Source organism: Acinetobacter sp. 102 (genome assembly GCF_037028485.1).
In the GTDB taxonomy this organism is placed as follows: Bacteria; Pseudomonadota; Gammaproteobacteria; order Pseudomonadales; family Moraxellaceae; genus Acinetobacter; species Acinetobacter higginsii.
The window spans coordinates 12632-25263 of the sequence record NZ_JAZEZK010000014.1; the positions used below are offsets into that span (position 1 = coordinate 12632).

A 12632-nucleotide genomic window follows, 5' to 3' on the forward strand; every position below is an offset into this window, starting at 1 on the left:
TTCTCTGGTTATAAGCTACGGGCGATGACTAAACGTTGAATATCGCTGGTGCCTTCATAAATCTGACAAATTCGAGCATCGCGATAGATGCGTTCAATCGGGAAATCTTTGAGGTAACCGTAGCCACCAAACACCTGTAACGCAGCCGAACACACGCGTTCCGTCATTTCTGAAGCAAACAGCTTGGCCATGGATGCTTCATTGAGACAAGGCTGCCCTGCTTCTTTGAGACGTGCAGCGTAGTGCACCAGTTGTCGAGCTGCTTCAATCTCGGTCGCCATACTGGCAAGTCGGAATGCCAGTGCTTGATGCTCAAAAATCGGTTTGCCAAAGGTCAGACGCTCTTTGGCATAGCGCGTAGCTTCTTCCAATGCTGCACGTGCCAACCCGACCGCCTGTGCAGCAATGCCGATGCGACCACCTTCCAGATTGGCAAGCGCGATTTTCAGTCCCTCACCTTCCGCACCCAACATCAGGCTTTTATGAATACGCACATCCGTCAGGGCAATTTGGCAGGTATCGGAGGCATGTAAACCCAATTTCTCTTCGACCCGAATCACTTCGTATCCCGCTGTATCACGTGGCACGAGAAAAGCACTAATGCCCTTTTTACCCGCACTGGGATCAGTCACGGCAAATACGATAATCACCCCAGCATTGTCGCCCGAGGTAATAAACTGCTTAGCACCATTGAGAATATAGTCATCGCCATCTTTCACGGCACGGGTTTTAATCGCTGCAGCATCTGAACCAGTATGCGGTTCAGTCAGGGCAAAAGCACCGATCATTTCACCTTGCGCCAATGGTTTTAAAAAGCGTTGTTTCTGCTCATCGCTACCAAATTTTAAAATTGGCACACAGCCCACCGAGTTATGCACGCTCATGATGGTTGAAGTGGCACCATCGGCTGCGGCCACTTCCTCAAGTGCCAACACATAAGCGAGATTACCTGTGTCAGAACCACCCCATTGCTCAGGAATCAACATGCCCATAAAGCCGAGTTGGCCCATCTGTGCCAGTGCAGCTTTCGGAAAAGTGCCATGTCGATCCCAGTCACTGGCATTGGGCTTGATTTGTTCTTGGGCGAAGCTTTTCGCCATGTCTCGAATTAAGCTTTGTTCTTCAGTTAATTGCATCTTATCTTCCTTACCCTGCCTTTGCTTGCTGTTTCGCAATTTCCTGATTACGTAATAAAAAGCGCTGAATTTTGCCACTTGGAGTTTTTGGCAGTTCAGTGACGAACTCGACCAAGCGTGGATAAGCATGTGCAGACAGACGTTTTTTCACAAACTGACTCAATTCCTCAGCCAATTGCTCTAAAGGCTGAATGCCTGCCGATAAAATCACAAAGGCTTTCACCACCTCGGTCCGCTCTGGATCAGGTACCCCGATGACCGCTGCTTCAACCACCGCATCATGCTCGAGTAAGGCACTTTCCACATCAAAGGGGCCAATCCGATAGCCCGAAGTGGTGATCACATCATCACTGCGTCCGACAAAACTCATGCTGCCGTCGGCATGCAACTCGGCAGTATCGCCCGTCAAATAGTACTGACCGATAAAAGGCGATTTACGCGTTTCATGATAGCCACCAAACCACATCATCGGGGATTGGCTGATATCCACCGCTAAAATCCCGGGTGTATCTGCAGGCAGTTCTTCGCCTTGCTCATTTACCACGGCAACACGATAGCCTGCACTGGCAAAACCCGCTGAACCAGCACGAACCTCATGGCTTAAACCATGGTGATTACACACCACCATGCCCACTTCAGTTTGCCCATAATGATCATAAATTGGTGCATCCAACACCTGTTTAAACCAGCGAATCACTTCTGGATTCAATGGCTCTCCTGCACTGCTGACCACACGGAACTGGCCTTTTAGCGCGGCCATCTGGGCAGGGTCTGCTGCCATCATCATGCGATAAGCCGTAGGTGCACCTGCCAGATTGGTAATCTGATAATCCTTCACAATTTGACACAGGCTGTCAGTACTAAAACCACCGTCATAGAACAAGATGGCATGCCCTAAGAATAAGGGGCCAGTAATACCAAAGTACAAGCCATACGCCCAACCTGGATCGGCAATATTCCAGAATGAATCCTCTTCTCTGAGACCAACCGCATCTTGCATATAGCGCGCAAATGCCAATAAGGCTTTTAACGGCACTTCTAAAGGTTTTGCAGGTCCTGTCGTTCCTGACGTAAACATCAATAAAAATGGATCTTGAAGGGTTCGCATCACCAAGTCACAGTGCTCAGGTTGATGCTGTACTTCATCCCAGAAATTAAAGTCTTCTGGATTTAACGGTGTCGCTTGCTGATCTGCAACCGTGACAATTGCGGGGCAACGCTCAACTTCATCGAGTTTGCTGCGGTTACCTGTATCCGTCACTACCAACTTACTTTGTGCCAGTTGCAGACGGTGCTCGATTGCCTTTGGCCCAAATGCAGTAAACAAAGGTTGATATACCGCACCAATTCGCCAAGCGGCGAAAATCGTCACCAACAGCTCTGGTGTTCTTGGCAGTAATCCTGAAATACGATCACCTGCTTTTACACCCTGCGATTTTAAGAAATTGGCAAATTGACTCGACCATTGCTGTAACTGGCGAAAGGTATACTGTTCTTTTCGGCCATCTTTGCCTTGCCAATACAATGCGATCTTGTCGCTTTGTGCATGGCGATCACAACATTCATAACAGGCATTCAATGCATCGACTGAACCTGACAGCATCTGTGTTGCTGTACTTTGCAAATCAAAAGCCTGTACCGTCTCTTTATAATTCAACATCTATGTTCCCTCAGTCTGGTTTGATTGTTATTCATGACAGGGTTTAATTTTTTGATAGCCATCCTTTGGCTTGAGCTGTTATGCCTCTGGCGGCAGGTATTGCTGAATAATGCTGGAAAAATCGAGATGCGCATTGCCACGCATACACATTTGCTGATACAGCTGCTGTACCATCCCACCCAACACAATCGGTTGTTTGACTTGCCCTGCCGCTTCTACCGCAAGACCCAAGTCTTTCAACATCAACTGCGTGGCAAAACCATCTTGATAGCCGCGCGAAGCGGGCGCATTTTCATTAATCTGTGGCCATGGATTACAGACTTCCGAACTCCAGCAACGACCACTTGAGGTGTTAATCACCCCAGCCAAGGCTTTTGGATCAATGCCCAGTTTGGCACCGAGCGCCATGCCTTCTGCCACGGCAGCCATAGAGATTCCGAGAATCAGGTTATTGCAGATTTTGGCAATTTGACCTGCACCCACCTCACCGCAATGCACCACGTTTTTGCCCATGTGACTGAGTACGGGTTTGACTTCATCAAAAGTCTGATCATTGGCACCCACCATAAAGGTCAAGGTCCCCGCTTGTGCACCAATGGTGCCACCCGAAACAGGTGCATCACAAATGTGAATATTTTTACTTTGGGCAACCGCAGCAATGTCCTTGATGGTTTGTGGGTCAATGGTACTGCTATCAATACATAAGCTGCCTGCTTTCAGTACTTCAAGTACTCCATTTTCACCAAGATAGACCTCTTTAACATGTTTGGCCGCAGGTAACATGCTGATCAGCACATCGGCTTGTTTGGCCGCTGCTTGAGGGCTGTCACACACCACGCCACCTGCCTCGGCAAAGTGCTGAATGGCCACTTCGCTGAGGTCATAACCATAGACGGTAAGTCCGGCTTTAAGTAGGTTGTGGGCCATTCTGCCGCCCATATTGCCTAGACCGATAAAGGCGATATTCATCCGTGATCCCCTTGTTAACGTAAACTGATGGTGGTATTGACACCGCCCACTTCATGACTGTCTTCAAACCAGCGACTGGTAATGGTTTTGGTTTGAGTATAGAACTGCACGGCTTGTTTGCCGTAAGGGCCTAAATCACCGAGTTTTGAACCACGAGAACCCGTAAAACTGAAGAACGGTACAGGGACAGGAATTGGGATATTGATGCCGACTTGACCGATATCAATCAGGTTCTGGAAAGTACGCGCAATCGCACCACTTTGGGTGAATAATCCCACACCATTACCAAATGGATTGGCATTGATCAGCGCAATTGCTTCTTCAAGCGTATCGACACAAATAATCGCCAGCACAGGACCAAAGATTTCTTCTTTATAAATACGCATATCCGTACTTACACCACTGAAAATCGTCGCCCCGACAAAGTTGCCTGACTCATAACCGTGTACCTGAACATCGCGGCCATCAAGCAGTAGTTCTGCACCTTGTTCAACACCACTATTGATCAAATCCAGTACACGCGCTTTGGCACGTTTTGAAATCACAGGGCCAATATCAGTATTCGGTTCATGCCCTGCATTAACAGTTAATGTTTTGGCCTTTTCAACCAACTCTGCAATCCAGTGTTTACTGTCTCCGACCATCACCGCAACTGACAACGCCATACAACGTTGCCCTGCTGCACCAAATGCCGCACCGACTAAAGCATTCAGCGTTTGTTCTTTATTGGCATCAGGCATTACCGCGACATGGTTTTTCGCACCCATCATCGACTGCACACGTTTGCCATGTTGTCCTGCAAGGTTATACACATGTGTGCCCACTGCGGTCGAACCGACAAAGGAAATCGCTTTAATATCAGCATGGGTACACAGGCGATCAACCACCTCTTTACCACCATGTACCACATTGAGCACCCCTGCTGGAATGCCCGCCTGAATCGCAAGTTCGACTAACATCATGGTCGAAAGCGGATCTTGCTCAGAAGGCTTCAATACAAAGGTATTGCCACATACAATCGCCATTGGGAACATCCAGAGCGGAATCATGGCAGGGAAATTAAATGGCGTAATACCTGCACACACACCCAAAGGCTGCTGTAAGGTATAGGTATCAACACCACGTGCGACACCTTCAACATATTCACCCATTTGCAAGGTGCCAACTGAACAGGCATGCTCAACCACTTCTAAACCGCGTTGAATATCACCTTCTGCATCCGCCAAGGTCTTGCCTTGTTCCGCAGTCAATACCTGTGCAATCTCCTTCATATTGGCACGAATCAAATCTTGCAGTTTCAGCATGATACGCATACGCGCCTGAATCGGGGTCTGACGCCAAGACGCAAATGCTGCTTGTGCAGACTGAATTGCCGCATCGACTTCCTGTACCGTCGCAAATGGCACACGACCAATCACTTCCTGCGTTGCAGGATTAATAATGTCTTGCCATTGTTGAGTTTCAGATTCGATAAAACTGCCGTTAATGAGTAACTTGGCTGTTTCCAATTGAATATTTTGGATTGTGTTCATAACCTCTCCATAGGCCGTATTTTTATTGTGTTCAGTGTTCAGAAAATATCGATCGTCGTATTTTCTTTATTCAGGTTTTATTCGAGACTAGCAAAGAAAGCTTTGACCACCAACGCAAATTAATGCACGATCGTTGTGCAAATATGCACATGGACGACAATAACAATGAAAGTGGATTGGGATCATCTACAGTTTTTTTTAGTGTTGGCACGGACTAAAACCTTGACCAATGCAGCACGGATCATCGGCGTGGAACACAGTACCGTGGCACGGCGGATTCAGGCGTTGGAGCAAGCTTTAGGGGTGACCTTATTTAAACGTGAGGCCTCTGGTTATGAGCTGACGCTGGAAGGAATGGCATTGGTGCCACGGGTTGAGCAAATGGAATATGCCTTTCTGCAAATTGAAAAGCCTGATCAACCTTTGCAAGGCCGTGTGCGAATTGGCACACCTGAGGGTTTTGGTACCGCATTTTTGGCGCGCTTGTTAGCGGAGTTTTCCATACAGTATCCCTCGCTGACCATTGACCTGATTCCAGTGCCGAAAATGATCAAGCTGTCGCATCGTGAAGCAGATATTGTGGTTTCAATTGAACGACCCACCTCTGGCCCCTATATCATTACGCGACTCTCAGATTATTGTTTAAAAATTTATGGCAGCAAAAGCTATCTGTCTCAGCATCCCCCGATTCGGCATTTACAGGATTTAACCCCACATCGCTTCGTCAATTATATTGATGATTTGGTCTATAGCCCCGAGTTGTACTGTCTGGAACGCTTACCTTTAAAACTGAATGCAAACTTTCGCAGCAGCAGTATTTTAGCGCAGCAGATTGCAGTGAGTGCGGGCGCAGGATTGGCGATTTTGCCCAAGTTTTTGGCCGATGATAAGCCCGAGCTTGAAGCCGTACTGGAGCAACAGGTACGCTATACCCATACCTTTTGGATGCTGACCTTTGTCGATCTACAGCATGAGCCCCGTATTAAACTGGTCTGGGATTATCTACGCAAACAGGCTGATCAATATCAGCACTTATTGGTGGATTAAACACATTGGCTAGACCATAAAAAAACCGATCAATGTAGATCGGTTTTTTACTGAATAGACAAGAATTATTGTGCCAATTCACGACCCAGTTTTTTCATGCGTGGTTTATACATCAGCTGATAGGTCACAGCCAAAATAACCACCCACAATGGACTAACATACAGGGCTTTTAAGGTATCTGGTTCAAGTGCCAAAATCACCAAAGCGAATAACAGGAAAGCAATCACGATATAAGACATGAATACGCCACCCGGCATTTTAAACTTCGATTGTGCATGCAGTTCTGGACGTAGCTTTCGGTAACGCAGATAGCACACCATGATCAGGCTCCAAACACTGATGAATAGAATCACACACAATGAACTTGCCAGCGTAAAGGCCTCAAGGGTATTCGGTACAAAATATTGTAGTACGGCTCCGCCCATGATGAAGACACAAGAGAAAATCAAACCATTGGCTGGGACGGCACTTTTGGATAAACGACCAAAAGCATTCGGTGCCTGACCATCTTTAGACAGACCAAACAGCATCCGACTGGTAGAGAACACACCACTGTTCATGGAAGACATTACTGAAGACAATACCACCAAATTCATGATGATGGCCGATGTCACAATCCCAGCATTTAAGAATAACTCCACAAATGGGCTCTTATCTGCACGGATAATGTTCCAAGGTGTCACTGACATCACCACCAATAAAGCCAACACATAGAACAAGATAATCCGAATCGGAATCGCATTAATGGCCTTTGGCAAATTCTTATGCGGGTCTTTGGTTTCAGCAGCAGTGGTTCCAATCAGTTCCACGCCGACAAAGGCGAATACAGCAATCTGAAAACCTGCCAAGAAACCATCCAGACCTTTTGGAAACATACCACCATGCGACCAGACATTACTGAGCGAAGCGACAGCACCATGAGGTGCGTGGAAATGGCTAAAGATCATATAGCCACCGACACCGATCAAGCCAATAATCGCTAAAATCTTGATCAGGGCAAACCAGAACTCAATTTCACCAAATAGGCGCACGGTGAGCAGGTTTAAGAACAACACAAACAGCACGCAGCCTGCACTAATAGCAGCCTGTCCAATTGGAGTAAACATGGTGCCTTCAGGCAGCCAGAAGGTGAGATAATTGATCACGGCGGCCAGATCGGCAATCCCGACCAGCACCCAACCTAACCAATAAGTCCAACCCATGTAATAGCCGGCCCATGGTCCAATCAGATCATGCGCCATATCGACAAAGGATTTGTAATGCAGGTTGGCAAGCAACAATTCACCGAGCGCCCGCATTAAGAAGAAAAACATGCCACCAATAATCATGTAAATAAACAGAATTGATGGGCCTGCCAAAGAGATGGTTTTGCCTGACCCCATAAAGAGCCCTGTACCAATGGCACCGCCGATGGCGATCAACTGCAAATGGCGATTGGAGAGTTTACGTTGTAAGTCTTGGGGCGACTGTTCGCCTTCTGACTGATGAGATGTAACCGTCATATAAAGTTCCTTTTACTTTTTTCCTAAATGAGTCAGCACTTGATTTATACGCCATACCCTAGCTGTCTTTTAAAGACGGCTGACTCATTTCGATTGCAAGAAAATACGTATCTGACTACGTTTTATCTACTGCAAATACGTTACTTTTCTTCTTTTTTTATATTTTTTAAACAAAAATAAAGCGGATCGCTTTATTTTTGTGCTGCAACGACTGCAATTTCGATCAACCACTTCGGATTGACCAAGTCTGCCTGAATGGTGGCACGCGAAGGTGCAACATGACCTTTTAACCAGTCAATCCAGATGGTGTTGACCACTGGGAAATCGGACAGGTCTTTAAGAAATAATTGCGCCGACAATAAACGTGATTTATCAGTTCCTGCTGAAGCCAAAAGTTGTTCAATGGTGGCCAACACTTCACGGGTTTGCCCTTCAATATCTAAGTCGGCATTTTTAGGCACTTGTCCTGATAAATACACCACTTGATTGAAGACCGTCACTGCGCTCATGACTTCATTGGTATTGAGCTTTTGAATATCTGAATGAGACATAAGAAATCCTTATTCCTGAGTAATAAATGAAACACGTGCAGTCACACCACACATCAGTTCATAACCGATGGTGCCTGAACCTGCTGCCACTTCATCAATGGCTAAAATTGTGCCTGAACTGGATTGGCCCCAAAGCACCACTTCACTGCCAACATCGGCATCGCTGATTGGGCTGAGGTCTACCGCCAGCATATCCATGCTGACCCGTCCAATGATCTGGGTCCGAATCCCATTGACCAGTACTGGGGTTCCTGTTGCTGAAATACGTTGATAACCATCGGCATAGCCACAGGCAACGATGCCAATTCGGATCGGCTGCTCGGCCACATAACTGGAACCATAACCGACACTTTCATTGGCACTGAGTTCTTGTACGGCAATAATCTCGCTGCGCAAACTCATGCTCGGCGCAAGGCCCCAGTCCTGAATGGTATGTTTGGGATAATCGGGCGAACTGCCGTACAGCATGATGCCGCCACGGACATAGTCCGACTGTAATTGAGTTTGATATCTTAAGATTGCAGCACTGTTACTAACCGATCTTTCTCCCGGTAAACCTTCAATGCTGGCTTCAAATTGCTGCAGTTGATAGTCAATGCCAGTTTCACCAAAACGGTCACCATCGGCATCGGAGAAATGCATCATATGGGTGATGCTGGCAATGTTGTCTGACTGACTCAGCTGCTGCCAAATGTCACGATATTGTTGTGGTTTAAACCCTAAACGGTTCATACCACTGTTCATTTTCAGGAAAATATCGAATTGAGCAGGATAGGCATGCTGCTGTATCCAAGCCACCTGTTGGGTATTGTGTACGGTAAAACTCAGTTGGTATTGCACACAATCAAACAGGTCTTGGGCCGAGAAAATTCCTTCCAACAATAAAATCGGACCGGTCCAGCCCAAAGCCCGCAGACGTTTTGCTTCGTCCAAATCCAGCAAGGCAAAACCATCGGCGCTTTTAAAAGATGCATAAACACGTTCAATTCCATGCCCATAAGCATTGGCTTTGACCACCGCAAACACTTTGCTGTTCGGAACCGATTGCCTTACCACCGCAAGGTTTTGACGTAAGGCTTGGGCATGGATCACCGCAGTAATTGGACGAGGCATAATTAACTTCCCTGTCTGTGCAATTAAGCGGCGTGCGAATAACGTTGAATCGACAAACCATCGGTACTGATGTCAGGGCGATGGTTCATGACCAGATCACTGATCAACTTGCCTGAACCACAGGCCATGGTCCAACCTAAAGTGCCGTGCCCTGTATTCAGGAACAGATTCTTGTACTGGGTTGCACCAATAATCGGCGTGCTGTCTGGGGTCATTGGACGTAGGCCAGTCCAGAATGAGGCTTGAGCGAGATCTCCACCTGGGAACAAGTCCTGCGTCACCATTTCCAAGGTAGCACGACGATCTTGATTCAATCCAAGATTGAAGCCGCTCAATTCAGCCATACCACCAACACGAATTCGTTGATCAAAACGGGTAATCGCAACTTTATAGGTTTCATCCAATACCGTTGATTGTGGTGCAAATTTTGGCTCTACAATCGGAATGGTCAGCGAATAACCTTTCACTGGATAAACCGGTAAATTCAGTTCCAGTGGTTTCAGGAAGTCACGAGAGTAACTACCAAAGGCCAAGACATAACGATCCGCAGTAAGAACTTCACCATTGACCTTGACGCCTTTGATTTCATCGCCTTCAACAATCAGGTTTTCGACATTTTGGTCGAATTTGAATTCAACACCCAAATCTTGCGCCAGTTTTGCCAAGGCATTGGTAAATAAATAGCAATCGCCCGTTTCATCATTCGGTAAATGTAGGCCACCGACCAATTTATCAGTATGGGCTAAAGCAGGCTCTACACTCGCCAGTTCTTGGGCATTCAGTAAAGTGAAGTCGACACCACACTCTTGCAACACTTGAATATCACGTTGTACCGCTTCAAGTTGCGCGTCGCTACGGAATACTTGTAAGGTGCCCTTCGAACGGTTTTCATAGTTGATGCCGGTTTGTGCTCTTAAATCACGTAAGCAGTCACGGCTGTATTCTGCCACACGCATCATGCGTTCTTTGTTCACCGCATAGCTTTGTGGATTACAGTTTTTCAACATCTGTGCCATCCACTGCAACTGCCACATACTGCCATCAATATTGATCGCTAATGGCGCGTGATGCTGGAACATCCACTTGACTGCTTTAAAAGGGATACCCGGTGCTGCCCATGGGGTTGAGTATCCTGGGGAGATTTGACCCGCATTACCAAAACTGGTTTCTTTGGCAGGTCCTGATTGACGGTCAAGTACCGTCACTTGCGCACCTTGTTGTGCAAGATAATAAGCACTTGCCACACCAATGACGCCACTTCCTAAAACGATTACGCGCATAACAGATCCCTCAAGCACACACTAGGTTATTTAACTAGTATATTTTTGGATCAATAGTTTTTTTCACTGATTTTATGACTATAATCTAGGTAATTTAATATTTTCGTCGCGAAAAAATTAAAATAAAAGGGAATCTTCTATGCGTAAATTAGACCGGATTGATCGCCAGATTTTAGATATTTTGCAACGTGAAGGCCGCATTGCCATCAGTGAGTTGGCATCTCGGGTCAACCTGTCCACCACGCCCTGCTCAGAACGAGTGAAGCGTTTGGAGCGCGAAGGGATTATTGTGGGCTACTATGCTCGACTCAACCCAGCTTATGTTGATCGTAGCCTACTGGTGTTTCTGGAAATCAAACTGTCTGCCAAATCTGGCGATGTATTTGATCAGGTGGCACGGGATCTGGTTGATATTCCAGAAGTACTGGAATGCCATCTGATTTCAGGTGAGTTTGATTATCTGGTCAAAGCACGCTTAAAGGAAATGAGTGCCTATCGCCGCCTATTAGGTGATTTATTAAAAAAACTGCCAGCCTCCGCCTCTTCACATAGCTATATTGTGATGGAAGAAGTCAAAGAGTCTTTATATTTAGATATGGGGATATAAACTTGTACCCAATAAAAAAGCCCTGATTTAAGGGCTTTTTTGTTATTTCATCCAGAAATTTTTGCCGTAATAGGCCCCATTTAATTGGGTTATTTCAATCAGTTTTTCTCTGAATAGATGAAAATAGGCTTCATCGGGTGGAGTCGGATTACACCAGAACGCATCCAGATCACCTTGTACGGTTAACCCAGGCAGATCATATAGCGAACGCCCCAGAGTCTTTACCGGGATGTGGTGATAAAGTGCCTGAATCCCCGTTGTACTGTTAATCGTGACCAAACCTAGACCATGTTTTAATAAAGTCGGCAAATGGATATCACAGAAATAATGAACCCGATCCTCTATCCCCAGCTTTGCTGAGACGTCCTGAATCAACTGAGCATATTGACGATAACCACGGTCCATTGGATGATGCTTGAGTACTAAATGATGCGCTGGATTGGCATGCTGTGCAAAAGAGTGAAGAATCTCGACGATACAGTCGCGAATATCCGTGTAATCACTATGTACACGAACCTGTGAATCATTATGCACCTGTAAGGTATAGATAAAATAATTCTTACTGTGTTGCTGAATAAAGGCATCAAAGCGCTTCGGCTCAACCAAAGAGTTTTTAAAACGACGTAACATCGCCATAAACCAGTAGCCAAACTCTTGTACTGGGTTATACCCCCGATGATGTCGATAAAAAGGATAAAGCCAGAACAGCAAAGCCCAACACAGATAATATTGAAAACCGCTCCACAGCATCAGGTGGTAGTGGTTATCACTGGATTCGCGATGCAGCTCTACAGCGTCCTGATTATTTTCAGCTAAGAACAGTTGTTTAAAATTCGAAAAGTCATTGACCCCATCCGCCTCAAAGGTGAGGTAGTCTGGGCGAATATAACCTTCCTCAAACACATAGAACTTGATCTGCAACTGTTGCGCAACCGCGTGTGCCTGTTGATGGTAGAAACGGCAATCGCCGAAACATACAATCGCATCAATTTGATTCTGCTGAATATGTTCAGACAACCAAGCGCCAAAATCAGTTGATTTTTTTCGGTAATGCCAAATATTCGGGCGAGAGTGGTAATAACGCCAGTCCCCCGCATTAAAATTGACTTTAAAACACTCAATTTGTTTGGTTGTAAGCCAGTCTGACAAATCTGTGAAGAATGAGCCTATTGGACCTTGTAATAACACAACTTTTTTGGCTGACAATAGCTCATCTAGATATATAGACAATCTCT

Annotated in this window: 11 protein-coding genes; 2 read left to right on the forward strand and 9 right to left on the reverse strand. The window is 46.2% G+C overall.

Features of this window, described 5'->3' with window-relative positions:
- Window positions 1-8: 8 nt before the first annotated feature.
- The 4 genes from WA352_RS14380 to WA352_RS14395 all read right to left on the reverse strand — a co-directional run bounded on the left by WA352_RS14380 (window position 9) and on the right by WA352_RS14395 (window position 5297).
- Complete coding sequence (locus tag WA352_RS14380; RefSeq protein ID WP_005319787.1) at window positions 9-1136, reverse strand: acyl-CoA dehydrogenase family protein; 1128 nt, start codon at window positions 1134-1136, stop codon at window positions 9-11.
- 10 nt (window positions 1137-1146) lie between these two features.
- Window positions 1147-2796 (reverse strand): AMP-binding protein, encoded by a 1650-nt coding sequence (locus WA352_RS14385; protein ID WP_005319790.1) that lies wholly within the window; start codon window positions 2794-2796, stop codon window positions 1147-1149.
- A 78-nt stretch (window positions 2797-2874) separates the two neighbouring features.
- A complete protein-coding gene (gene mmsB, locus WA352_RS14390) occupies window positions 2875-3765 on the reverse strand; it encodes a 3-hydroxyisobutyrate dehydrogenase (protein WP_004801898.1) in 891 nt (296 codons plus the stop codon).
- Window positions 3766-3779: 14 nt separating this feature from the next.
- Window positions 3780-5297 (reverse strand): CoA-acylating methylmalonate-semialdehyde dehydrogenase, encoded by a 1518-nt coding sequence (locus WA352_RS14395; RefSeq protein WP_005319795.1) that lies wholly within the window; start codon window positions 5295-5297, stop codon window positions 3780-3782.
- Between the two features lie 165 nt (window positions 5298-5462).
- On the opposite strand from WA352_RS14395, the gene WA352_RS14400 reads away from it, so the two are divergent.
- Window positions 5463-6344, forward strand: coding sequence for a LysR family transcriptional regulator (locus WA352_RS14400; RefSeq protein WP_005319798.1), 882 nt, complete (start codon window positions 5463-5465; stop codon window positions 6342-6344).
- A gap of 65 nt (window positions 6345-6409) precedes the next feature.
- On the opposite strand, the gene WA352_RS14405 is transcribed toward WA352_RS14400, so the two are convergent.
- The 4 genes from WA352_RS14405 to WA352_RS14420 all read right to left on the reverse strand — a co-directional run bounded on the left by WA352_RS14405 (window position 6410) and on the right by WA352_RS14420 (window position 10790).
- Window positions 6410-7846, reverse strand: a complete 1437-nt coding sequence (locus WA352_RS14405; RefSeq protein WP_005319801.1) for an amino acid permease — start codon at window positions 7844-7846, stop codon at window positions 6410-6412.
- Between the two features lie 191 nt (window positions 7847-8037).
- Window positions 8038-8397, reverse strand: coding sequence for a RidA family protein (locus WA352_RS14410; RefSeq protein ID WP_005319804.1), 360 nt, complete (start codon window positions 8395-8397; stop codon window positions 8038-8040).
- A gap of 9 nt (window positions 8398-8406) precedes the next feature.
- Window positions 8407-9510, reverse strand: a complete 1104-nt coding sequence (alr, locus tag WA352_RS14415) for an alanine racemase (RefSeq protein WP_005319807.1) — start codon at window positions 9508-9510, stop codon at window positions 8407-8409.
- Between the two features lie 23 nt (window positions 9511-9533).
- Window positions 9534-10790 (reverse strand): D-amino acid dehydrogenase, encoded by a 1257-nt coding sequence (locus WA352_RS14420; RefSeq protein ID WP_005319810.1) that lies wholly within the window; start codon window positions 10788-10790, stop codon window positions 9534-9536.
- Window positions 10791-10929: 139 nt separating this feature from the next.
- Here WA352_RS14420 and WA352_RS14425 point away from each other — a divergent pair, with 139 nt between their 5' ends.
- Window positions 10930-11397, forward strand: coding sequence for an Lrp/AsnC ligand binding domain-containing protein (locus WA352_RS14425; RefSeq protein WP_005200824.1), 468 nt, complete (start codon window positions 10930-10932; stop codon window positions 11395-11397).
- Between the two features lie 42 nt (window positions 11398-11439).
- Here the strand turns inward: WA352_RS14425 and WA352_RS14430 are convergent, their stop codons facing one another.
- A complete protein-coding gene (locus tag WA352_RS14430; RefSeq protein ID WP_005319814.1) occupies window positions 11440-12627 on the reverse strand; it encodes a capsule biosynthesis protein in 1188 nt (395 codons plus the stop codon).
- Between the last annotated feature and the right edge of the window lie 5 nt (window positions 12628-12632).